At 43.9% G+C, this 22,729-nt stretch carries 20 protein-coding genes; 12 read left to right on the top strand and 8 right to left on the bottom strand.

Annotated features, from left to right (window positions below; genetic code table 11):
* The first annotated feature begins 31 nt into the window (after positions 1-31).
* The 5 genes from RTS10_RS00270 to kdsB all read left to right on the top strand — a co-directional run bounded on the left by RTS10_RS00270 (position 32) and on the right by kdsB (position 4,887).
* The gene (locus tag RTS10_RS00270) at positions 32-655 is read left to right on the top strand and encodes a MotA/TolQ/ExbB proton channel family protein (RefSeq protein WP_312385800.1); all 624 of its coding nucleotides are present in this window, start codon (positions 32-34) and stop codon (positions 653-655) included.
* A gap of 30 nt (positions 656-685) precedes the next feature.
* A complete protein-coding gene (locus tag RTS10_RS00265) occupies positions 686-1,141 on the top strand; it encodes an ExbD/TolR family protein (protein WP_095355429.1) in 456 nt (151 codons plus the stop codon).
* Between the two features lie 63 nt (positions 1,142-1,204).
* Positions 1,205-2,968: a lipid A export permease/ATP-binding protein MsbA gene (gene msbA / locus RTS10_RS00260; RefSeq protein ID WP_312538681.1), complete on the top strand. Its 1,764-nt coding sequence runs from the start codon at positions 1,205-1,207 to the stop codon at positions 2,966-2,968.
* Positions 2,968-4,071, top strand: coding sequence for a tetraacyldisaccharide 4'-kinase (gene lpxK, locus RTS10_RS00255; RefSeq protein WP_312538680.1), 1,104 nt, complete (start codon positions 2,968-2,970; stop codon positions 4,069-4,071). Before msbA ends, lpxK begins: the two co-directional genes overlap by 1 nt.
* Positions 4,072-4,092: 21 nt before the next feature.
* A complete protein-coding gene (kdsB, locus tag RTS10_RS00250) occupies positions 4,093-4,887 on the top strand; it encodes a 3-deoxy-manno-octulosonate cytidylyltransferase (RefSeq protein ID WP_312538679.1) in 795 nt (264 codons plus the stop codon).
* Between the two features lie 57 nt (positions 4,888-4,944).
* On the opposite strand, the gene RTS10_RS00245 is transcribed toward kdsB, so the two are convergent.
* The 3 genes from RTS10_RS00245 to RTS10_RS00235 all read right to left on the bottom strand — a co-directional run bounded on the left by RTS10_RS00245 (position 4,945) and on the right by RTS10_RS00235 (position 7,416).
* The gene (locus RTS10_RS00245; RefSeq protein ID WP_312538678.1) at positions 4,945-5,946 is read right to left on the bottom strand and encodes an LLM class flavin-dependent oxidoreductase; all 1,002 of its coding nucleotides are present in this window, start codon (positions 5,944-5,946) and stop codon (positions 4,945-4,947) included.
* Between the two features lie 70 nt (positions 5,947-6,016).
* Positions 6,017-6,943, bottom strand: a complete 927-nt coding sequence (locus tag RTS10_RS00240; protein WP_219331270.1) for a LysR substrate-binding domain-containing protein — start codon at positions 6,941-6,943, stop codon at positions 6,017-6,019.
* 74 nt (positions 6,944-7,017) lie between these two features.
* Positions 7,018-7,416: a type II toxin-antitoxin system HicB family antitoxin gene (locus RTS10_RS00235; RefSeq protein ID WP_312275622.1), complete on the bottom strand. Its 399-nt coding sequence runs from the start codon at positions 7,414-7,416 to the stop codon at positions 7,018-7,020.
* Positions 7,417-7,740: 324 nt separating this feature from the next.
* Here RTS10_RS00235 and RTS10_RS00230 point away from each other — a divergent pair, with 324 nt between their 5' ends.
* From RTS10_RS00230 to RTS10_RS00215, 4 genes are read left to right on the top strand one after another with little or no spacing between them, the layout of a single operon-like run.
* Positions 7,741-9,339 (top strand): AmpG family muropeptide MFS transporter, encoded by a 1,599-nt coding sequence (locus tag RTS10_RS00230; protein ID WP_138019297.1) that lies wholly within the window; start codon positions 7,741-7,743, stop codon positions 9,337-9,339.
* Positions 9,332-10,186, top strand: coding sequence for a peptide chain release factor N(5)-glutamine methyltransferase (gene prmC, locus RTS10_RS00225; protein WP_312538677.1), 855 nt, complete (start codon positions 9,332-9,334; stop codon positions 10,184-10,186). Before RTS10_RS00230 ends, prmC begins: the two co-directional genes overlap by 8 nt.
* A 55-nt stretch (positions 10,187-10,241) precedes the next feature.
* Positions 10,242-11,036: a HesA/MoeB/ThiF family protein gene (locus RTS10_RS00220; RefSeq protein WP_312538675.1), complete on the top strand. Its 795-nt coding sequence runs from the start codon at positions 10,242-10,244 to the stop codon at positions 11,034-11,036.
* A 13-nt stretch (positions 11,037-11,049) separates the two neighbouring features.
* On the top strand, positions 11,050-12,363 hold the full coding sequence (locus RTS10_RS00215; RefSeq protein ID WP_312538673.1) for an ABC1 kinase family protein: 1,314 nt from the start codon (positions 11,050-11,052) through the stop codon (positions 12,361-12,363).
* A gap of 12 nt (positions 12,364-12,375) precedes the next feature.
* Here the strand turns inward: RTS10_RS00215 and RTS10_RS00210 are convergent, their stop codons facing one another.
* Together RTS10_RS00210 and RTS10_RS00205 are read right to left on the bottom strand one after the other, a co-directional pair.
* Positions 12,376-14,586, bottom strand: a complete 2,211-nt coding sequence (locus tag RTS10_RS00210) for a DNA primase (protein ID WP_312538671.1) — start codon at positions 14,584-14,586, stop codon at positions 12,376-12,378.
* Positions 14,587-14,673: 87 nt separating this feature from the next.
* Positions 14,674-15,756 (bottom strand): outer membrane protein assembly factor BamD, encoded by a 1,083-nt coding sequence (locus RTS10_RS00205; RefSeq protein ID WP_312538669.1) that lies wholly within the window; start codon positions 15,754-15,756, stop codon positions 14,674-14,676.
* Positions 15,757-15,930: 174 nt separating this feature from the next.
* On the opposite strand from RTS10_RS00205, the gene RTS10_RS00200 reads away from it, so the two are divergent.
* Positions 15,931-17,061: an RluA family pseudouridine synthase gene (locus tag RTS10_RS00200; RefSeq protein ID WP_312538668.1), complete on the top strand. Its 1,131-nt coding sequence runs from the start codon at positions 15,931-15,933 to the stop codon at positions 17,059-17,061.
* Between the two features lie 98 nt (positions 17,062-17,159).
* On the opposite strand, the gene RTS10_RS00195 is transcribed toward RTS10_RS00200, so the two are convergent.
* The 3 genes from RTS10_RS00195 to RTS10_RS00185 all read right to left on the bottom strand — a co-directional run bounded on the left by RTS10_RS00195 (position 17,160) and on the right by RTS10_RS00185 (position 20,071).
* Positions 17,160-17,975: a TIGR03915 family putative DNA repair protein gene (locus RTS10_RS00195; protein ID WP_282849509.1), complete on the bottom strand. Its 816-nt coding sequence runs from the start codon at positions 17,973-17,975 to the stop codon at positions 17,160-17,162.
* Between the two features lie 84 nt (positions 17,976-18,059).
* On the bottom strand, positions 18,060-19,316 hold the full coding sequence (locus RTS10_RS00190; RefSeq protein ID WP_007115294.1) for a putative DNA modification/repair radical SAM protein: 1,257 nt from the start codon (positions 19,314-19,316) through the stop codon (positions 18,060-18,062).
* A gap of 191 nt (positions 19,317-19,507) precedes the next feature.
* Positions 19,508-20,071 carry a hypothetical protein gene (locus RTS10_RS00185; protein ID WP_312385783.1) on the bottom strand — a complete coding sequence of 188 codons (564 nt, stop codon included), beginning with the start codon at positions 20,069-20,071 and terminating at the stop codon, positions 19,508-19,510.
* A 348-nt stretch (positions 20,072-20,419) separates the two neighbouring features.
* Between RTS10_RS00185 and RTS10_RS00180 the strand changes: the two genes are divergently transcribed.
* Together RTS10_RS00180 and RTS10_RS00175 are read left to right on the top strand one after the other, a co-directional pair.
* Positions 20,420-21,616 (top strand): amino acid aminotransferase, encoded by a 1,197-nt coding sequence (locus tag RTS10_RS00180; protein WP_099808062.1) that lies wholly within the window; start codon positions 20,420-20,422, stop codon positions 21,614-21,616.
* A 297-nt stretch (positions 21,617-21,913) separates the two neighbouring features.
* Positions 21,914-22,696 carry a vWA domain-containing protein gene (locus RTS10_RS00175; RefSeq protein ID WP_096488929.1) on the top strand — a complete coding sequence of 261 codons (783 nt, stop codon included), beginning with the start codon at positions 21,914-21,916 and terminating at the stop codon, positions 22,694-22,696.
* Positions 22,697-22,729: the final 33 nt, after the last annotated feature.

Raw genomic sequence — 22,729 nt, 5'->3', positions numbered from 1 at the left:
TAGTCATTGACAGGCAAAGGCAGTATAACGGATGTGGGAATTAGTTAAAGCAGGCGGTTGGTTGATGTGGCCCATTGTCCTATGTTCGATTTTGATGTTAATTATCATCATTGAGCGCGCGATAAAACTTAAAGCCAGCACAGTGACACCCGCCCATCTGCGTGAACAATTGATGCAGCGGCTGATTGAGCAGAGCGATATTGATCGTGAATCGCTTGAGAATGTCAAACTCAATTCGCCTTTGGGTGATATCCTCGCTTCTGGACTCATGAATCGCCAGCATGGGATTGATTCAATGACCATGCATATGGAAAACCGCGCCAGTATCGCCATCCACCAATTAGAAAAACATATTAATATGTTGGGTACCATCGGTGCTATCGCGCCATTGTTGGGTCTTTTAGGTACCGTACTGGGGATTATTTCATCCTTCTTAGCCATTACCGAAGGCGCAATGCAAGATCCGACCATGCTGGCAGCTGGCGTATCACAAGCGCTGATTACCACAGCAGGGGGTATGCTGGTTGCGATACCTGCAGTGATGGCTTACCGTATTTTTCAGCGCCGTATCATTGATATCAATGCCGCGTTTGAACAAGAAGCGGGTTTGATGATGCAAGAATTACTGGACTATGGTCTAATCACGCCTCGTTAATGGCATATAGCTGCGTAAAAGAGTCAACCCATGCGATTTCGTAAACCCACGGTCGAACCATTGGAAATCAATCTTACCCCGATGATTGATTGCTTGCTGTTTTTGATTGTTTTTTTGCTGCTGTCGACCACCTTTAACCATTTTAGTAAACTCAATATCATTTTGCCGCAAGCAGAGGGCGTACCGATTACTGATAAAAGCAAACGCATTGAAATCGCGGTGCAAAAAGATGGTAGTTATCTGGTCAATGGCATTGCTTTATCTGGTAATGGCGAAGCTGAATTGACAGCGATGATCCGTCAAGAAGCGGGTGAAGACCGAAAGCAGCTATTTGTTATCTCTGCTGATGCCGATACCAGTCACCAGTCGGTGGTTAAAGTGATGGATATAGCGGGTAAAATGGGCTTTATGAATTTAAATATCAGTACTGTGATACCTGCCACTTCGCTCGATAGTAATATAGCCCCAGCGCCCGATGCCAAATAATTTTTATTGTTCAATTTACTGATACAATAGCTGTTAAGTCGTTCTTTTATATATTGAGATGCCATGACCGTTTCAAACCCTTCCAATGCTCACCCACGTTGGCAGACCTATCGAAGATTGCTAGGTTATCTCAAGCCGTATTGGTGGGCGATGACGCTGGTCGTCATTGGCTTTACCTTAAATGCAGGCACCGAAGTGGGCATTGCCAAGCTGGTTAAATTCATTATTGATGCGATTAATGAACGTGATCAAGCCCATATCAATCTTTTTCCAGCCTTAATTGTGTTGTTGTTTGTACTGCGAGGACTTAGCTCATTTTTGGGTAATTACTTTAGCGCAGTGATTTCACGCAATGTCGTCTATCAGCTGCGTATGCAAGTGTTTTCAAAATTGCTCAGATTACCTAGCCAATTTTATCTTAACCACAATGCCGGTCAGATTTCTGCAAAATTAATTTTTGATGTCGAACAGGTGACTGCGGCGGGTACCGATACGCTCAAAACCTTGTTACGCGATGGTTTGACCGTGATTGGGTTGTTGGCGTTTTTGCTTTACAGTAATTGGAAATTAAGCCTGTCGTTGTTTGTGGTATTGCCGCCGATTTTATTGTTAGTCGGTAAAGCCAGTAAACGCTTTCGTAACCTGTCGCGCGGTATTCAAAAGTCCATGGGCGAGGTCAGTCATATTACCAATGAAGTCATCACAGGCTACCAAGTGGTCAAAAATTATGGTGGTCAGCAAAATGAATTGACAAGGTTTAATAACGCCTCTTTAACCAATCTTAAACAAGGGCTAAAGGTGGTGGTGACCAATAGCATCAATACCCCATTAATTCAATTATTGATGGCGTGCGCGATGGGGGTGGTGGTATGGATTGCGTTAAGACCCAATGTATTAGGTGACACCACCGCAGGTGAGTTTATCGCTTATATCAGTGCCGCAGGGCTATTGAGCAAACCCGTGCGCTCGTTGACCGATATCAACCAAGGCTTGCAAAAAGGTTTGGCGGCGGCGGATTCTATATTTGAAATGCTCGATGAAGCCGAAGAAAAAGACACAGGCAAGGTTGAAAAAACCCTGAGTGGTAAAATAGTACTTAACAACCTAAGCGTCACTTTTGAGGATGGCAAACAAGCGCTCAACAACGTAAATTTGGTGGTCAATCCCGGTGAAACGGTGGCGTTAATCGGTCGAAGTGGCGCAGGTAAAACTACCCTAGTCAACTGTCTGATGCGCGCGCTAGAGCCTACAGCGGGCAATATTTATCTTGACGATGTCCCTATCGAAGATTTGACATTACATTCACTGCGTAGTCAGATTGCCAGTGTCAACCAACAAGTGGTGCTGTTTGATACCTCTATCCACAACAATATCGCCTATGGCGAATTATCTAACCGAACTTCGGAGCAAGTGATTGATGCCGCAAAATCAGCCTTTGCGCACGATTTTATCATGCAATTGCCGCAGGGTTACCAATCAAAGATTGGCTCACAAGGTTTGCAGTTATCTGGCGGACAACGCCAACGCTTATCTATTGCACGTGCTTTGCTAAAGGATGCGCCTATCTTGATTTTGGATGAAGCCACGAGCGCGCTAGATAACGAATCAGAATTTTATATCCAAAAAGCGCTGGAGCGCGTAATGCATGGGAGAACCACCATCGTTATCGCGCACCGATTAACGACAATCCAAAATGCCGATAAAATCGTGGTGATGGATAAAGGTGAAATTATTGAAGTCGGTACCCACGACAGTTTGCTAGCCGCGCAAGGTACGTATGCCAAGTTGTATGAGCGTCATTTTGAAGAGGACATATTGTCAAGCTAATGCAACAAACTCTACTACAGGCGTGGCGCAACAAATCCCTCTGGCTATGGTTGTTATTGCCGGTGTCTTGGTTGTATGGATTGGTTTTTTGGCTCAATAAAACTATTTATCGATTAGGGCTAAAACCCGTTTATTATCCCAACGTGCCCGTCATTGTAGTGGGCAATATTACGGTTGGCGGTAGCGGTAAGACACCGCTAATCATTGCGGTGGTAACCTACCTGCAGCAAAAAGGACTGACGGTCGGCGTCATCAGTCGTGGCTATGGCGGACAACCCAAGCTCATGCCCTGTATCGTGACAGCAAATTCAAAGCCCAGTGACGTTGGCGATGAGCCGTGCCTGATTGTGCAGCATACAGGTGTGCCAATGGCAGTCTGTCCAAACCGTGCTCAAGCAATTGAGTTATTGCTTGAGCAATTCCCCGATATTCAACTTATTTTGGCGGATGATGGACTGCAACATTTTGCCTTAGATAGGGATGAAAACTGGATTGTCGTCGATGCCGATCGCGGCTTTGGTAACTGCCAACTATTGCCCACAGGCTTTCTGCGCGAACCGATTAAACGGCTGTATCAGCCCAATACCACCGTCATATTTCACCAAAGTGATTGGCAGGATACGCAGACTTTAACCCATTTTTCAAATAGCCTAAGCAAAAATAGACATAGCCTATCACCCGATGTTCGTATGCGTTTGCTACAAAAACCGCTAGTACCTTTATTTAAAACGCCTTTATTTAAAACCTATTCGCAAGATAGTTTACCTACCAAACAAGTGATTGCCATGACGGGGATTGGATTGCCGCAGCGTTTTTTTAATAGCCTAAGCCAATTAGGGTTTGACATCATACCGATGCCATTGAATGACCATCACACTTATAGTTTGCAAGATTTTGCCAACTTGCCAAAGTTACCGATTATCGTCACCGATAAGGATGCAGTCAAATTGCGTGTTTTGTTCGCTCAAGGTCATGAGAAAAATGACATTGCAACAAACATCTGGGTGTTACCGGTAGAAGCTGAATTATCACCCGCCTTTTATGCGTTAATTGACCAACAAATCGGTAAATTGATTACCCTTGCTGACAATACTGACAATTAAAAAACTTGTAGGAAATACAATATGTTAAAACATTTGGTCATACCAGCCCGTCTAAAAAGTACCCGACTACCCAACAAACCGCTGTTAGAAATTCATGGCAAGCCGATGATTCTATGGGTGATTGATCGTGCCAATGCGGTGAAATCGGCGGGAATTGCCGATGATATTTTTGTGGCAACAGATGATGATAGCATCGCTAAACTGTGTCAAGACTATGGGGCAAATGTCATCATGACTGATCCCAATCATGCGTCTGGCACTGATAGGCTTGCTGAAGTAGCTAGACTTCAGCAATGGTCAACTGAAGATATCGTGATTAATATGCAAGGCGATGAGCCACTCGTGCCTGCAGGACTTATCAAACAAGTGACTGAGCTACTGCTACAAAAAAAAGATTGCGTGATGGCGACTTTGGCTGAATCCATCCAAAGCGTCGAAGAATTTTTACGGCCATCGGTAGTCAAAGTCGTCAAAAATGCCCACAAGGAAGCCTTGTATTTTAGCCGAGCGCCGATTCCTTGCGATCGCCATACAGCATTGTTGACCGACCAGCCAATCAGTGGGGAAAATAGCGCGCCAAAAAACGCTTACCGACACCTAGGTATTTATGCTTATCGGGTCAGTTTGTTACAACAATTTAGTGTCTGGCAGCAAGGTGAGCTAGAGCAGCTTGAATCATTGGAACAATTGCGTATTTTGGAGCAAGGCATGCGTATCGCCATTGATATTGCTTCCGAACTGTTGCCGCCCGGTGTCGACACGCAAGAAGATTTGGATCGGCTCAATAAGATGTCATTATCAGAATTATCGAAATAATAAAAAAGCCCAAGTTAATCTTGGGCTTTTTTGTGGTTTGCGTTTTTATGGTTTCGATTAGGTGTTTAAGCTAAATAATTCAAGCGCTTTCACCAAAGATAAGGAGTTGAGGCGGGCTTGTTGGTCATAAATATTACAAGTGACAATCAATTCATCAGGACGGATAGTCTCTAGGAAATGGTCAAGTTTTGGTTTAACACTGTCAGGTGTACCGACAAACGAAATTGCCAACGACGATTCAACCATGTATTTCTCTGCAGATGTCCAAAAAGCATCAATATTCTCAATTGGTTTTGGCATTTGTGAGGGTTTACCACGGCGCAAATTGACAAAACTTTGCTGCGCTGAGGTAAATTGGTAAGCGGCTTCCTCATCGGTATTGGCCAATAGCAAGTTACTTGCCACCATCACATAAGGTTGTTGCAAATGGCTAGAGGGCTTGAAATTCTCACGGTACAATGTCACCGCTTGCGATAACATCTGCGGCGCAAAATGAGACGCAAACACATAAGGCAAGCCTAATGCAGCAGCAAGACTGGCACCAAATAAGGACGACCCTAAAATCCACACAGGAACATTTAAGCCATTAGCAGGCATGGCAGTCACTGTCTGACCATCGAGCGGGTCAAAATAATGCATCAGCTCTTGCACATCTTGCGGGAAGTTTTCGGCATCATTCATGGTGCGGCGCAAGGCACGGAAGGTTGCCCCATCCGTACCAGGGGCACGGCCGACGCCAAGATCGATACGTTCGCCATACAAAGTGGCTAACGTACCAAACTGTTCTGCAACCACTAACGGCGCATGGTTAGGCAGCATGATACCGCCCGAGCCAATTCGTATTGTTGAGGTGTGAGCGCCAATGTGAGCTAGCAACACACTGGTTGCGGTACTGGCAATGCCGCGCATGTTGTGGTGCTCAGCCAGCCAATAGCGGTTAAAACCTACTTGTTCGGCAGTTTGGGCAACAGTCACCGCTTGCTTAAGCGCGTTTTTAGCGTCACTGCCTTCAGGTACAGGAACAAGGTCTAAAAATGAAATAGGGATTTGTTTAGTCATTTTTGTCATCATTGTAGTCATCATAAAAAGAATAGTAGTCCCTTTATAATGGCGAATCCAAAAAAATCAATCACCCAAATTGTTGCTGACAAATATCAATGAAAGCTTTGCCAAAATTACGGATATCGCCATCGACACGGGTGGCTATCCACGTCACATGTTTTCCAAAAATCTTCGTTGGAATTTTGACAAGATTGCGATAATTCTGACCTTCAAATGCCATTTCAGCAATCGTGCCCACGCCCATACCAATACCGACATAGGTACTAATCACATCGGCATCCAAAGCAGTAAGTACAATATTAGGCGTCAGCTGTGCCGCGCTAAAGGCTCTATCAATCGCACCACGGCCCGTAAAACCGCCGTGATAAGTGATAATCGGATATTTCGCTAAGGTTTGGATATCAATCTCAGTGCGACTCTCAAGCTCATGTCCCACTGGCACAATAACATGATGATACCAATCATAATAGCGAATACAGTGTAGATTATCGTGCGCAAGCAGCGATTCAGTTGCGATGCCAATGTCAGCTTGACCTTGTGCCACCATATTGGCAATCGACTCGGGGTCAGCTTGATGTAAAATCAGATGGACATTGGGAAATTGTTGTTTAAAGCGCTGTACCACCCAAGGCAACACATAACGTGCTTGGGTATGGGTCGTGGCAATTGACAACTCACCCTGATGGGGATTTTGAAAATCTAAAGTTAAATTTTCAATCGACCTTACTTCCACAAAGATTTTCTCAATATGCGGCAGTAGCAGCTCCCCGATAGGAGAGAGACCCACCAATCGCTTACCCTGCCGCACAAAAACTTCTGCTCGAAGCTGACTTTCGAGCGCGGCAATATGCTTACTAAGACTGGATTGACTGGTGTGTAATACTTTGGCAGCTTGGCTTAGATTGTAATTATTAATCACAGTCTGCCAAACGGTTTCAAGTTGTTTGAGTTGGATTTGTAAATAACGTTGATTGATGACAACATTGATTGCCATAAAATGACCTTAATAAAAAAACGAAATAAAAATGCTCGCTTTATGAGCTTGGTTGAACTTAAATATTAACAAAATTAGCCATTAGACTGATTTTTTACATAGCTTTTTAATGCCATTAACACGATTTTATCAAGTGACTCGTCAGCAAATTGCTCAGTGGCTTGAGAAATAAGCTGGCTGGGTAACTGTAAAGTGACTTCGACGGTTTTTCCCATAATTCGTGATAACTCAACACTCACGATGGCCCAAGTATAGCCTGCGTATTTAGGTTTTATCAAATGCTCGGTGACAGACGAGGGCTCAGGAATCGGTAAATCTTCTTCAATTAGGTGATATAAATGGCTCATCACCGCCATACGTGTATTAGACACTGCGCCTGCCATGCTACTATCGACTACAGATATGCTTTCAATATCAGGTACCGTGACATGATAGGCATTATTTTGCTGATAGATAGCAATCGGGTATTGCATAATTTGCCTCAAAGCTGCTAACAAAAAGGTTGAAAGTCATCGCAGGGTGTCAAGTATAGCATATTACCATAAAATAGCAGGTTCAAAACCTAGCTGCTTAAGTCAGGCCTATTTAATAGGCCTAAAATTTAAGGAATTGATTAATGTGACAAGTATACAGACATTGACTCAGTTATTGATTCAGTTGTATTGCCACCTTGTTTCAGATATCAACGTTTCAGACATCTATAATAATTTTAGTTTGTCTACACCTAGAAAACCGCTACAATAGCAAGATTTTAATGAAGTTTTGTGGTAAATCGTGCGTGATCAGTGAGAGGTAACATGCAAATATCAAAACAACCTGTGTCAAACGACCAAGCGGCGCTACCCAGCGAAAGCTCAACAGGCACAAAAAAGTCTTGGGGCGAAGCCATCAAAGCCTATATGGACAAGCGCGCTTGGGTGATGTTGCTATTGGGTTTTTCTTCAGGGTTGCCTTATCTATTGATATTTTCTAGTTTGTCAATTTGGCTCAAAGAAGCAGGATTTGATATCAAAATTATCACCATGTTTAGTTGGGCGATGCTAGGGTACTCGTTTAAGTTTGTTTGGTCGCCCCTCGTCAATGCCGTGCCGATTCCGTTGTTAACCAAAATGCTAGGCCAACGCCGTAGTTGGCTAGTTGTGGCACAAATTGTGGTAGCCTTTGCAATTTTTATGCTTGGTAGTTTCAATCCCACCAGTGATGTTGTACTTGATTACATGGCATTTTTTGCCGTGTTGTTAGGTTTTTCAGCGGCGACACAAGACATTGTGATTGATGCCTATCGCATTGAAATTGCTGAAAAATCTATGCAACCTGTACTCTCTGGTATGTTTATGGCAGGCTATCGAATCGGTCTGATTGTCGCAGGGGCGGGGGCATTGTTCTTGGCAGAATATTTTGGCTCGACCAAAGCCACTTACAACTACGCTGCTTGGCAACAAACCTATTATATTATGGCATCTTTGATGCTCATAGGGGTTGTCACCACCCTTTTAATCAAAGAACCCACCGTCACCCGTGAGCAGCATGAACGCCCGATGTCGGATTATTTTCAATTGTTTTTACTATTTTTAATTTCAGTGATTGCGTTGATTGCCAGTTTTATTGTCATCGGTCACGTGCTTCCAGAGACTGAGTCAAAATTTTTGGGCTTTGTTTATGAGAGTATTAAATTTATTGGCGCTGTGGTTATCGCCATTGGCACCGCGTTAGTGTTATTAAAAGCCAAAATCATCAAAAAGCAAGTCGCGGTTGACATGTGGGTCGCACCGATTCAAGACTTTTTCATTCGGTATGGGAAAAAAGCCGTATGGCTGATTTTATTGATAGGCTTGTATCGTATTTCAGATATTGTGGCAGGTACGACGTCAAACTTGTTTTATGTCAATTTAGGCTTTAGCAAAACCGATATCGCCTTGGCGGTCAAAACCTTTGGTATGGGGATGTCAATTGTAGGTGGTATTCTAGGCGGCTTGCTTGCCGAGCGTTTTAAAATCATGAACGCTATGTTGATTGGTGCTATTTTAGCGTCAGCCAGTAATTTATTGTTTGTGATTTTAGCGGGCAAGGGACATGATTTTTTTTACATGTACTCAGCGGTGATGTTTGATAACCTCGCATCAGGTCTAGCAAGTGCCATCTTTGTCGCCTTTTTATCGGTATTGACCAATATTCGCTTTAGCATGGTACAGTATGCACTGCTTAGTTCATTGATGACGTTAACACCAAAAATTTTGGGTGGCTACTCAGGTGCGATGGTAGAAACCATGGGGTATCCTGCTTTTTTCACTTTTACCGCATTGATTGGGGTGCCTGTGCTGTTTTTGATTTATATGGTAGATAAGCATGTGATGAGCCAAGATGCGACAAGAGGCGATAACATCACCCATGAATAACCCAATGTCATCTTACACCATTCAATCATTATTGGCTGTACCAAGCAGGGTTGAAAAACACATCCGCAAACAGTTGCTGGGTGAGTATCTTCATGTAGGGCAGACTTATCTTATTACCCATGATAGCGAAATGGTAACTGCAGAGATAGCCACTCAATATTTTGCTGCGCTAGATGAGTTGATGGCCGGTAAACCATTCGCTTATGTGCTAGGTAAACAAAGTTTTTGGCAGCATGAGTTTTTAGTCAACCAGCATACTTTAATACCGCGTCCTGATACCGAAAGGTTGATAGAAGCAGTGCTTAATCATCATAAAAATAGCCTAAGCAAACCAATGAATATTTTGGATTTAGGCACGGGGTCAGGTTGTATTGCCATCACGCTGGCGGACGAATTTGAAAATTCATCCGTTAGCGCAGTGGATAAGTCGCCTGAGGCGCTAAAGGTAGCAGCACAAAATGCTAAAAGACTAGGGGTTAATAATATCGCGTTTTTTGAAGGCAGTTGGTATGAACCCTTTATGACAGTTAATGCAGATGAAAGCAATAAATTTGATATCATCGTATCTAATCCACCTTATATCGATCCCAACGATCCCCACTTGGCAGGCTTAACCGATGAGCCTATTAGCGCGCTAATCGCGGATAATAAGGGTATGGCGGATATCTGTCATATTGTCAAAACTGCGCCACAATTTTTACAGCCTCATGGGTTATTAGCAATTGAACATGGGTATGATCAGGGCGAACAGGTTAGGGGCGTGTTTTTGTCAAATGGCTTTGGCGATGTAATCACCGTCAAAGACTATGGGCACAATGACCGAGTAACGCTGGGTGTACTAAATTAGTGTACTAAATTAATGGGCTAAAATAGCCTAAGTAAATATGTGAAATTTAACAACTATGTCAGAACAAACAGAATTAACCGATGCAGAAATGCTACGCTATGCCCGCCAAATATTGCTAGAAGGGTGGGATATAGAAGCACAAACGCGGCTAAAAAATAGCTGTGCGATTATTATTGGCATGGGCGGGCTAGGCTGCCCACTTGCAGAGACCTTGTGCCGTGCTGGCATTGGCAAAATGCTTATTATTGACGATGATACGATTGATGAGAGCAATCTGCAGCGGCAGTCGTTGTTTACCCCTAACGATATCAGTCAATCTAAAGCGCTGGTAGCCAAAGCTAAATTACATGAAATCAATGCATTTTGTGAGGTTATCGCCATACAAGCACGTTTAACAGCCGATAATTATCAACAAATAGTTGAACAAGCGAAAATAAATAGCCTAAGCAAATTAATATGCGATTGCACCGATAACTTCAAAACACGAGATCTTATTAACACCATCGCTGTCAAGTCAAATTTGTCACTATTATCAGCCTCTGCCATTGCGCAAACCGGGCAACTGGCATTATTTACGCCACAGCAGGGTTGCTATCATTGCTTATTTCAAGGGGCAGGAGATGATGAGCAAACGTGTGCCACTAGCGGCGTGCTTGCCAGTACCACCCAAATTATCGGCAACCTTCAAGCCCAAGCGGCTTTAAGTTTTTTGGGACTCGGTATCAATCCTATAGCGCAAACGTTATTGCTATGGAACGGCAAAACCATGAATCTTAAAAAACTTCACTATCGTAAAGACGCTAACTGCGAGATTTGTAGCCAACCATCCGCTATCACAGACGTAATGTAAACTAGAGTTAATCATGCAAAAAAATCACTTTTTGAAAAAATCCTTAAATGTCATTCAGCGGGTCGGGAAGACGGCAACCGTGGCTGGCAAAGCAGGGCTGCGCATCGCCCAAGGCGAAAAAATGACCCCAACGCTGCTGCGCCAAAGCTTTGAAGCGTTGGGTACTACCTATATCAAAATCGGTCAGTTTATTGCCAGTACCCCGTCCATCTTTCCCCGCGAATATGTGACAGTATTTCAAGGCTGTCTGGATCAAACCACGCCCATGCCTTATAGCTATATTGAAGGTGTCTTAAGAGAGGAACTGGAAAAAGATGGGCAGACATTGGAAGATATTTTTCAAAGTATTGAGGTCAAACCGTTAGCGTCTGCATCCATCGCCCAAGTTCACAGTGCTATTTTAAAAAATGGCGATAATGTGGTGTTAAAAGTGCAAAAACCTGAAGTAGATACCATCATTCAAACCGATTTAGGCATGATGGTTGGGTTGACTAAACTGATTGACAGTATTGCACCGTCGCTAAAATTTGCCAGTATTTCACCCATTATTGATGAAATCCGTTTGCGCATGGCAGCAGAAACGGACTTCTTACAAGAAGCCAAAAACATTGATGATTTCCAAGATTTTTTAAAAAAAACAGACAATCATAAAGTAGTCGCGCCCGATGTTTATCATGATATCAGTACCAAAAAAGTACTTGTCATGACCCGGTTCTTTGGGGTGTCGATGATTGATGATGCCGCCATGCGTCAATACTGCAAATACCCCGCACAGGTGATGACAGATACTTTAAACACGTGGTTTTCTAGCTTGATGCTGTGCAATAGTTTTCATGCCGATTTGCATGCAGGTAATTTGATGTTGTTGACCGATGGTCGTATTGGCTTTATTGATTTTGGGATTGTAGGCAAACTTGAACCCAAAGCGTGGCAAGCCAGTATGGGGATGATGGATAGTTTTGCTAAAGAAGACTATCGGGGCATGGCGCATTATATGGTTGAAATGGATATGACCCATGCGCGAGAGCAAGTCAATGTCGATGTCCTTGCCCAAGATCTTGAATCAGTGATGAAAAAAATCTTGGCAGATGATAGTTTGTTTATGGGAAAAACCATTGACCAAACCATGCCAAACCGCTTGAAAGATCATACTGATGAAATCAATCAAATGTTGCTTGAAATGGTGGAAGTCGGTAAACGCCATGGTATTCACTTCCCAAGAGATTTTGCGCTACTGACCAAGCAACTGTTATATTTTGACCGCTTTATGAAAGTACTTGCCCCTGAAATGGATATGTTTCATGATGCGCGGATTAAAATGGCATAAACACGCGATGAATTAATCCTCTTTGCGCTGTAGCCATGTTCTAAGCCAAGTTAAAATCGCTTGGTGGTGTTTGATACATAGGCTCAGCGCCTTTAAGTCTGCTTTTAGGGTTTTTTGTTCGCGCTGTAGGCTTTCTAACATCAGTTGAACCACCAACTCTGTCACCAGGTCTGAGATATCATCAATATTGCGCTGACTAAGTTCCTTAAAAAACCGCGCCCAATGTTTGATAAGTTTGTTTTGCTGCTCTGAGGTCAAGCCCGCCAGTATAAAATGTGCTTTGGCATTGATTCGATCGTAAGTTGACCATTTTGGGTTATCAAAATCCTGCAATCTTGATTGAATGGTTTGAATCCAAGTAATCAACTTCAATAGTTCTTCATCGGCAATGGCTTGCCAAGTTAGGCAGCAACTTTCATCATAGTTTTTGCAGGGCGTATCCATGGCATGAGTGATACCCTCAGTGTCACCCGTTAAATTTTCGTCCAATCGAATCGGGGCTGTCGGTTTGGTAGAGGGGTGTTTCGGTTTAAAAACATTAGCCGCTTCGCTGCGCTGATAAATATCGCGGATGACAGATTGGCTAATGCGGTTATTTTCCAGACTGCCTAACAGCTCTGGTTGAAACAAAAAACACAGCTGCAGATGCAGTTGTACCGTCAATTCGCTATCAAAATTGAGCAGGGCATCTTGCGCTTGCCGTGCTTGGTTTTTTCGCCCCAATCCCATTTTGTTTTTGATGTCTTCACGCAGCAACCAGCCATAACTGCCTTTTGGCAGTTTTTGGGTCAGCGCAGAGAGCTGCTGCAAAATTTTGCTGCGATTTTCAGGGGTATTGGTAGGATATTGACGCGTCAGACTTGAGTACAAATACGCTGATAGGGGAACCGCTTGGGCGATTTGTTGCTGCATCGCTAACAAACCATGCGCTTTGACATAGCTATCAGGGTCATGATTATCTGGCAGTGTCAAAAAGTGCAATTCCTTGCCATCAGTGAGCGCAGGCAATCCCACTTCCATGGCACGCCAAGCGGCTTTTTGTCCTGCACTATCGCCATCAAAACTTAAAGTAAGTATGGGATTAAATTGCAGTAATCTTTCGATTTGTGATTGCGCCAATGCTGTTCCCATGGAGGCAACTGCGCCATACACGCCCGCTTGATGAAGGCTTATGACATCCATATAACCTTCAACCACCAGCCAGTCTTTGGCTTTGGCCTTGCGGCCTTCAAAAAGACCATATAACACGGCTTGCTTATGAAATACAGGTGAATCTGAAGAGTTGATATACTTGGGCTGCTCATCATCAGACATGGTGCGACCGGCAAAGCCGATCACCCGTCCTTGTTGGTCGCGGATGGGAAAAATCACCCGATTGCGCAGCAAATCAAAATCACGCCCATTTTGCGAAGTGCGCACCAATCCCAAGATTTTTAAACCTTCGATGTCTTGGGGGAAGGCTTCTTCAAGATGTTGCCAACCGTTTGGGGCAAAACCCAAGGCAAATTCTTCGATAGTGTGCGGCGTCAGTCCACGTTTGAGCAAATAATGTTGGGCAAAGCTATTTTGCTGTAATTGATTTTGATAAAACTGGCAGATTTGGGTGAGTAAGTCGTATAAACTTGATGAACTATCCTGCGGGCTGTTATTTCCCATGTCATCAAAGGGTGAAAATCCGCCAACGCTTGCGTCATCATACTCGCCAAAAGGGATAAAGCTCGTATCTAAGTTATCAGACGTTTGAAAATCATCAAAAGCGTCTATCCATAAAGCCTCTGCATCGTCAATAGACGGACGCTCGGCAACATCTGAGTCAGAGAGGGCTTGAGCGGGACTTTGAGCTAGATTTTGATGAGAGGATGCCCTTGCTTGCGATACAGCAGGTTTGGGCTGAATGGGTGTTTTTTTATAGGTATGTGATTTGTTGACAGGTTCTTTGGGCAGTTCAATCCCCGTTTGACGGGACAATTCTTTGAGCGCTTCACCCGCGGTGAGGTTTTCGTACTCTTTTAAAAAGGTGAGCGCATTGCCGGCGACACCACAGCCAAAACAGTTATATAGCCCCTTTTGCGGATTGACAAAAAATGAGGGCGTTTTTTCTCCATGAAAAGGGCAACAGCCTTTGAATTCATTGCCCGAACGTTTGAGCTCCACATGCTTGCCAATAATCTTGACAATATCAGCATTGGCAATGATTTGATCAATGATGGCATTGTTACTCATGGTAAAAAGCGCATTTCCAGTTAAAAATTAGCTGATTGAAAAAAAATAGCTAGGATAAACCTAGCTAATGTTAACAGGGTTTATAGATTATTTGACTTGACTGGTATTGTCAGGTGGCAGACCCAAACCAATTGTAGTCTCACGTGGTCTTGTCGGTGTTTCATCATTTGCCGTGGTAGCCGGACTTGGCAGGCGCATTGCCGCAGCTTGCTGAATTGAGGTCTGAATCACTTGCGGCTTGGTATTGCCTGAGTATTGCCCCGACTGCTGAGCTAGCCCTTGAACAGCAGCATTTTGTGAGCTTTGACCCAGCACGCCCAATGTGGCTTTATTTAACCAGTTTGAACCGGTACGGGTATTATCAAGTTTGACGTTGCCACGCGCATCAATCAGCGCAGGGTAGTTGATACGAAGTAGTTGTTTATATTGGTTGGCGGTATCTGTCATTCCCAGTTTGTCATAGCTATAGGCGATGGTTGCAATAGACTCTGGAATCGCTTCGCTTTGTGGATAGTACTGAAATACCCATTTAGCACGGTTGGCGGCTGCCACATAGGCTTTGCGTTTAATATACCAGCGCGCTACATCCATCTCACTTTCTGACAATTGGTTATAGATATAACGCATACGTAGCGCAGCGTCTGGAGCATACGCACTGTTTGGGAAGCGATTAATCAGTTGCTGAAAGTTATTAAAGGCAATGCGCGAATAGCCCATATCACGGTGTGCAGGATTGAGCTTGGTGTATTTCATCACGCCGCCTGATGCTGCCTGCATATTTGAGATGCCGCGAACATAGTAAGCATAGTCAACTTGCGGGTTAGATGGGTAAGACTGGATAAAACGATCAGCACTGGCAATCGCATCCAAATAGTCACCATGTTGGTACTGCGCATACATCAAGTCAAGTAACGCTTGCTCGCTGTAATCACCCACAGGATAGAAAGTCCGCAAATCGTTTAACTGGCTAATCGCTTTAGCAAGGTTGCCTTTTTTGATGTTGTCAGACGCTGCTTGGTAGTAGCCTTGTTCGCTTTTTTCAGCTTTGGTCGCGACGACTTCGTCTTTGCCACCAAACAATTTTGAATTTTTTAGCGTTTGACAGCCAGATAAAGTGGTCAAAGCCACAGTAATTGCGGTGACACCCACAACTTTGGAAAGATGATGCATACGAACCTCAAATCTATTGCAAAAATATTTGCCCATCATAATACTTATTGTTCAAAACTGAATGCAAAATATTGTATTAAAAATTTCACTAAGTCTATCACGAAACGTTATACTTTGTGACCTATCCGCGCATATTAATTTTGCAAACCCCTATACAATAAGTCTGAACTGTTTATGACCACGCCAATCGCCTCACATCCGAACAACTTAAATCCCATCGATGCAAACATTGAACCTATAACTGAATCTATGACTCAAAACAATACCAATCAACTCGAAGAAGAATGGGAAAACCTGTCACAACCACAGCCAAGCACTCAAAACTTGCAGACCCACGACGCTGGCAATCATCAAATTATCCAAAATTATACAGTCAACTCTGAGCAAATAGGGGAGCGCATTGATAAAATTGCTGCCTTGGTGTTTAGCGATTATTCGCGTGAGCAAATTAAACATTGGCTTGAGTCAGGCGAACTAACTGTAAACGGTGCGGCGCAAAAACCCAAATATCGTCTTAAGCCCAACGATGTACTGATGCTTAAAGCGAGTTTGACCGCTCAACAGCAAGATTTGCCTGAGAATATCCCACTTGATATCTTGTATGAAGATGAGGCGGTGCTGGTCATCAATAAGCCCGTAGGCTTGGTCGTCCATCCTGGTGCAGGTAATGGGTCAGGTACGCTGGTCAACGCGCTACTTTTTCATTATCCTGATAGCCGCACGCTACCTAGAGCAGGATTGGTACATCGCATCGATAAAGAAACATCGGGTTTAATGGTGATTGCTAAAGACAGTCAAAGCCAGCTGCATCTAATTAATCAGCTTAAAGACAAATCCGTGTACCGGCTTTACCAAGCGATTGTGTTAGCGTCTGCGGCTGAGCTTGCCCGCCATCGCACCATTGATGCACCCATTGGTCGCCATCCGACCCAGCGCACCAAAATGGCGGTGGTGGGTAGTGGCAAACCCGCTGTCACCCATCTTGAGAAAATCACGGCGATAAGCGACGCTGTCTCATTGGTCAGTGTCCGTCTTGAAACAGGGCGTACCCACCAAATCCGCGTACACTTATCAAATTTGGGTTTTCCATTGCTCGGAGATCCGCTCTATGGCGCTGCTCGTAAAAATGCAATATTGCTAAAAACCTTGGATGACGACCAAAAACACATCGTGCAACAGTTCCAGCGTCAGGCGCTACATGCTTATGAGCTTGGCTTTATCCACCCAAAAACAGGCGAGACTATTAAAGTGCAAGCACGCCTGCCCGAAGACATGCAAAAATTACTCGACACCCTAAAGCCCTAGCAAACCCATAATTTTTTACCGTAATATTACTTTTATTAGATTACTGAGGCGTTATTGAGGCGTGTTAGTGAGCGATTAGGGTACGCCCCGCTATTAACCTAACCCATTTTTTCCGTCAAATATTTCCAATAGCGTTTTGGCAAATACTGAATATGCAGCTTGCGATTTAACCGCTCTTTGATGGTCACATGGGTAAAATATTTTTGCCAAAGCGTTTGGTATTGTTGTTCTGCCTTGCTATAAAATTGCTGCGGATGCAGTAGCGCTTCATCATCTACATCAAAGATGATATGGACTTGTTCGCTGGGATCATCGTGAGCGTAATAAATACCAAACCCGCGTTTGACATCATATATCGCCCAAGTTTGATCGGCATAGCGTTCTTTAAAATGCTGATGCAAAATGGGTAATACATTAAAATCGGGCTCAACGCGCGCAAAATATACCGGTTTTTCAGTGTCTGGCATTTGCATTTGTTCAAATCGCACAAACGCCTGCATACGGTGGCGCTCACGCCCGACCATTTTGATAAGCTTGCTCACTGCCATCACATCCGCATGGGTATAATTCTCCCACACATCAAGGTTGGGATTGGACAATTGAAACCGTACCACCCCAAACAGATGACTATACACGGTAGGCGATTCTGATAAAAAGCCCCACAGCAGTTGCCGCATACCGTTTTTGCCAAAGACGTGCGCTAATTTATCACTCACCCGTAAAGTTTTGGCTTCATCGGTCGCGACGGTGACAGTGTCTTGCCAAAAATTGGGCACCACTTCATGCTCGGCTTGAATGGTCACAATCGGGGTGTGCTGCCAACCATTCTCATAAATGGTGAACACACACGTGAGCCAGCCTTCAAAGCTGCCATCAAAGATTAAAATGGGGGTCTCAGCCGTCACTAAATCCATAAAAGATTGACCTTTTGCACAGTGGACTTTAAAACCTTAATTTTAAAAGATTGATTTTAAAAAATTAATTCTAAAATAATAATGCTAAAACAACGCCAATTGACCATGCCGTTCGGCTTTGAATTTGGTTTGGGTCTGCGCCAGTACATAATCGCGAAAGTTATCCTGGGTTAAATGACTTAAATGCTCATTGCGACCTTTGAGTGCGATAAAGTATTTGGCACGGTTTACGGCAGCGCCCATTTGCTTGAGATGTTCGAGCGTCAAGGTCGAAAATTTTCGTGCCTGAACAATTTTTTTGGCGGTTCGGGTACCAATACCAGGAATACGCACAATCATTTTGTAGGGCGCGGTTTGGATATTGACGGGGAAATGTGACTTATTACGAATCGCCCAAGCCAATTTGGGGTCACAGTCCAAATCCAAAAACGGATGGTCATCGGGTAGAATTTCTTCTGCTTCAAATCCATAAAAACGCATTAACCAATCCGCTTGATACAAGCGATTTTCTCGCACCATCGGCACAGGGGTACCCATGGCGGGCAAGCGATTGTCACTGAGCATAGGCACATACCCTGAATAGTACACCCGTTTTAGGTCATATTCTTGATAAAAATGGCTCGATAAACGGATGATTTGTAAATCGGTCTCTTGCGCTGCGCCCACAATCAGCTGGGTACTTTGACCCGCTGGGGTAAATTTTGGGGTATGTTTGTGTTGCTTTTTACTGTCTTTAAACACCACGATTTGTTCTTGTACCACTTTCATTGGCGCTTTCATATCGTCATGGTTTTTTTCAGGTGCGAGAAATGCCAAGCCAGATTTGGTGGGGATTTCCATATTGACGCTTAAGCGATCGGCATACAATCCTGCTTCCTGCATCAACTCAGCAGATGCACCGGGAATGGTTTTTAGATGAATATAGCCATTGAATTTGTGCGCAAGACGCAAGGTTTTGGCGACACGAACCAATCGCTCCATGGTATAGTCGGGCGATTTAAAAATCCCTGAGCTTAAAAACAAGCCTTCAATATAGTTGCGCCGATAAAACTGCATGGTCAAATCAACCACTTCTTCAACAGTAAATGCTGCGCGCGGCGTATCGTGACTGCGCCGTGAGGTGCAATACGCGCAGTCGTAGATACAATGATTGGTAAACAATATTTTTAATAAGGAAACACAGCGGCCATCTTCGGTATAACTATGACAAATACCCGAATTAGCCGTGCCGAGTCCTTTATTATGATTGTCACGCTTACTGCCACTTGATGAACAGGAAACATCATATTTGGCAGCATCGGCTAAGATGGATAATTTGTCTTGCAATCTTTCATAATTCATCGCGTAAACCTTGCATATCTCATATATGAGCAGATAAAAACATAAAAAATAGGTTGCAAAATTAAACTTAAGATGAGTATTTTACCTTATCAGCGGCTAAAAATACGGTTAAAAAAAAGCAAGACGACAACATGTGACGTCTTGCTTTTGGTAGATTAACTAATTAGTGTCTACGAATCACGAATTACGAATTACGGATTCACGATAATAGCCGGTGCGGGCGTGACAGGCACGGTGGTCATTGTCGCTATCGCAGGCGTTGATGCCGGTAGCAATACGGGAGTTGTCGTAGTAGTAGAAACAACGGTAGCAGGTTTTGACACGGTTACTGTCGCGCCTGAGCCTGTTTGTACCGTCACTGGGGTGGTGGTATTGACATTCGATGTTGACACTACAGTCGTGCTAGGCAGTGTTGTAATAGGCGCTGTTGTTACCACAGGGGCTGTGGTAGTGACGACAGGCGTAGAGACAGTGCGATAAGTCGGCGTGGTGACAATTTGTGTCGGGTAAAATGGCATACCGTCAACGATGGTAAATCCATTAGGGCGAACCATCACCGTATCGCTCGTGCCATCGATATGTTGATTAACAATCGTTGTGGTTTTTGGCGCCACGCGGGTCGTGGTTACCGTTGTCGTTTTCTTAGCGGCGGCTTTAACGGTGCGCGCATTACTGGGCGTTGCCACGGCACTCATGGCAATCACCGCAACTGACGCGGCAACGATTTGGGATTTTTTTATAGCGGTCATCATCATATTGTGTTTCCTCAAAAATACACATGGAATTGATGAAATTATTATGCGCATATTGTTGATAGAAATATAAGTTATAAATGTAAATAACACGCAAAATTTGCAATTTATGCGATAACTGCTGTGAAAAAATGTAACTGCATGGGTCAATTAACCCATTGAACAGGACACTTTAACAGGGCTGAATTTTTGCTAATTAAAGCGCTTAGACCAGCAAAAAAATAGGCGTGACGGTTGTTTTATTGGGTTACAAGGTTTATCCTTATCCGTTGACATTGAATATTTGGGCAATGCCACGTTAGCGTAAATTTTTTAGCAGTCAAACTTATCAATTAAATGTAGGAGCTATTCATGTTTTCACATGTAGAACCGTATGCGGGTGACCCGATTTTGGGGTTGATGGACAAGCATAAACAAGACCCACGTGCCGACAAAGTTAATTTGGGTGTGGGTGTATATTTTGATAATGACGGTAAATTACCCGTCCTCAACTGTGTGCAAAAAGCTGAAGCACAAATCGCTAATCCACCAAAACCCCGTCCCTATCTGCCAATGGACGGTCTGCCAGGTTATCGCGCCGCTTGCCAAAACCTATTGTTTGGTAAAGACGCACAAGTATTAAAAGACAAGCGTGTGGCAACCACAGCGACCATCGGTGGTTCAGGCGCGCTCAAAGTCGGGGCTGATTTTATTCATGCTTGGTTTCCACAAGCCAAATGCTATGTGTCTGACCCAACGTGGGCAAACCATATTGGTATCTTTGAAGGGTCTGGTTTTGCGGTGGGCAAATATCCCTATTATGATGCAGCGACCAATGGCATCAAATTTGATGAACTCATTGCTTTCTTAAACACCTTGCAAGCCCATGATGTGGTGTTGCTGCATCCTTGTTGTCATAACCCAACGGGCGTTGACTTGACCCAAGCGCAATGGGATAAAGTGCTTGAAGTGGTAAAAGCGAAAAACTTGCTTGCCTTTATGGATATTGCCTATCAAGGCTTTGGTGAAGACATGGATGCAGATGTCTATGCGATTCGCAAAGCAGTAGACATGGGTTTGTTGTTCTTTGTCAGTAACTCATTCTCAAAAAATCTATCACTGTATGGTGAACGCGTTGGCGGTTTATCTGTGGTGTGTAAAGACGAAGCACAAGCCAAAGCGGTACAAGGTCAATTGCAGTTCAATATCCGCCGCATTTACTCAAGCCCACCTTCGCACGGCGGTCACGTGGTTGATATCGTGATGAATGACGAAGCGTTATTCAATGAATGGGTACAAGAAGTGTATGTGATGCGCGATCGTATCAAAGACATGCGCCAAAAACTGCGTGACAGTTTAGAAGCCAAATTACCGGGTCGCAGTTTTGACTATATCACCAAGCAAAATGGTATGTTTAGCTATACTGGTCTCACCCCTGAGCAAGTAGCGCGCATTATCAAAGATTTTGGTATCTATATGGTCGCTAATGGGCGTATCTCGGTTGCCGGTCTAAACGCTAGCAATATCGATTATGTAGCCAATGCCATGGCAGAAGTGTTAAAAGACTAAGCTTATTAGATAAACCTGTTGAAGGCGCTTATTAAATAAGCTTGTTAAAAAACTAAGATAGCTTAAATAATCAAAACCCTTAACCGCGTGTTAGGGGTTTTTTATAACTTACAATTTATAAGTGATGGTTTATGACTTATGATTAACGGTTCGGGGGAGTATTTAAGCCCTTTTGGTAAGATTGTAGAAATATTTTTGACTGTTGTTAATTAAATCCCCACAAAAAACCTTGCTTTTCGTATCGGCTTTTGCTGAGATACCGATTACAATAATTTTTATAAAAATAGGATATCTTTTATGGTCGCCCACAACCCCATGCCCAATTTTCAAACCGCAACTGAGTCTACGCCACCATCCATCCCGCAAGCCCTCACCCCCCAGTTTCGAGAAATCGACTACGGCAATAACGTTGCCCAGCGTACCCTGTGCGTTCTGGTGTTAGATTTGTCAGGCTCAATGGCGATACGCTCAGGCAATGGCGACAAACGCCGTATCGATATGCTCAATGAAGGGATTGAAGCGTTTTATCATGATTTGATGAAAGATGAAACAGCCCGCAACCGTGTGCGTTTGGCCATTGTCATCGTGGGCGGGGTCAATGATACCGCAGAGCTGATGATGGACTGGACGGATGCGATTGATTTTTTCCCCATTAAATTTCGTGAAAATGGCATGACGCCGCTCGGACAAGGTATGTTACTTGCGCTCAATTTGATTGAGCAAGAGCGTATCAATCTACGCGACAACGGTATCAATTATACCCGTCCTTGGGTTATTGCCATGACGGATGGTCTGCCCACCGACAGCCAAGATGTGTGGCAGGCGGCTATCAATCAATGTCACCAAGCCGAACAAAATAATCAATGTATTATTTATCCGATTGCCATTGATGCGGGCGTGCAAGAAGTTAAGATGCTCAAGCAACTGTCGATTTTAACCCCGCCCGTGCATCTCAACTCCGTTAAGTTTGTCGAATTTTTTGTGTGGTTGTCCGCGAGTCTTAAGACCGTGTCACAATCTGCGCCTGGAGAAACCGTGCAATTAGGGAGCATCTCACCGTGGGCGACCATTCAAAGTTGATGGTAAAGACAATCACCTTCAGTGCTCATGACA

Origin of the sequence: Moraxella sp. CTOTU47616 (genome assembly GCF_032017465.1) — a bacterium.
Lineage (GTDB): Bacteria > Pseudomonadota > Gammaproteobacteria > Pseudomonadales > Moraxellaceae > Faucicola > Faucicola tetraodonis.
This window is presented reverse-complemented; position numbering and strand designations above follow the sequence as displayed.

Excerpts from the sequence above, each read along its gene's own strand:
- RTS10_RS00270 (WP_312385800.1), top strand. The coding sequence starts at position 32 with ATGTGGGAATTAGTTAAAGCAGGCGGTTGGTTGATGTGGCCCATTGTC.
- RTS10_RS00265 (WP_095355429.1), top strand. The coding sequence starts at position 686 with ATGCGATTTCGTAAACCCACGGTCGAACCATTGGAAATCAATCTTACC.
- msbA (WP_312538681.1), top strand. The coding sequence starts at position 1,205 with ATGACCGTTTCAAACCCTTCCAATGCTCACCCACGTTGGCAGACCTAT.
- lpxK (WP_312538680.1), top strand. The coding sequence starts at position 2,968 with ATGCAACAAACTCTACTACAGGCGTGGCGCAACAAATCCCTCTGGCTA.
- kdsB (WP_312538679.1), top strand. The coding sequence starts at position 4,093 with ATGTTAAAACATTTGGTCATACCAGCCCGTCTAAAAAGTACCCGACTA.
- RTS10_RS00245 (WP_312538678.1), bottom strand. The coding sequence starts at position 5,946 with ATGACTAAACAAATCCCTATTTCATTTTTAGACCTTGTTCCTGTACCT.
- RTS10_RS00240 (WP_219331270.1), bottom strand. The coding sequence starts at position 6,943 with ATGGCAATCAATGTTGTCATCAATCAACGTTATTTACAAATCCAACTC.
- RTS10_RS00235 (WP_312275622.1), bottom strand. The coding sequence starts at position 7,416 with ATGCAATACCCGATTGCTATCTATCAGCAAAATAATGCCTATCATGTC.
- RTS10_RS00230 (WP_138019297.1), top strand. The coding sequence starts at position 7,741 with ATGCAAATATCAAAACAACCTGTGTCAAACGACCAAGCGGCGCTACCC.
- prmC (WP_312538677.1), top strand. The coding sequence starts at position 9,332 with ATGAATAACCCAATGTCATCTTACACCATTCAATCATTATTGGCTGTA.
- RTS10_RS00220 (WP_312538675.1), top strand. The coding sequence starts at position 10,242 with ATGTCAGAACAAACAGAATTAACCGATGCAGAAATGCTACGCTATGCC.
- RTS10_RS00215 (WP_312538673.1), top strand. The coding sequence starts at position 11,050 with ATGCAAAAAAATCACTTTTTGAAAAAATCCTTAAATGTCATTCAGCGG.
- RTS10_RS00210 (WP_312538671.1), bottom strand. The coding sequence starts at position 14,586 with ATGAGTAACAATGCCATCATTGATCAAATCATTGCCAATGCTGATATT.
- RTS10_RS00205 (WP_312538669.1), bottom strand. The coding sequence starts at position 15,756 with ATGCATCATCTTTCCAAAGTTGTGGGTGTCACCGCAATTACTGTGGCT.
- RTS10_RS00200 (WP_312538668.1), top strand. The coding sequence starts at position 15,931 with ATGACCACGCCAATCGCCTCACATCCGAACAACTTAAATCCCATCGAT.
- RTS10_RS00195 (WP_282849509.1), bottom strand. The coding sequence starts at position 17,975 with ATGGATTTAGTGACGGCTGAGACCCCCATTTTAATCTTTGATGGCAGC.
- RTS10_RS00190 (WP_007115294.1), bottom strand. The coding sequence starts at position 19,316 with ATGAATTATGAAAGATTGCAAGACAAATTATCCATCTTAGCCGATGCT.
- RTS10_RS00185 (WP_312385783.1), bottom strand. The coding sequence starts at position 20,071 with ATGATGATGACCGCTATAAAAAAATCCCAAATCGTTGCCGCGTCAGTT.
- RTS10_RS00180 (WP_099808062.1), top strand. The coding sequence starts at position 20,420 with ATGTTTTCACATGTAGAACCGTATGCGGGTGACCCGATTTTGGGGTTG.
- RTS10_RS00175 (WP_096488929.1), top strand. The coding sequence starts at position 21,914 with ATGGTCGCCCACAACCCCATGCCCAATTTTCAAACCGCAACTGAGTCT.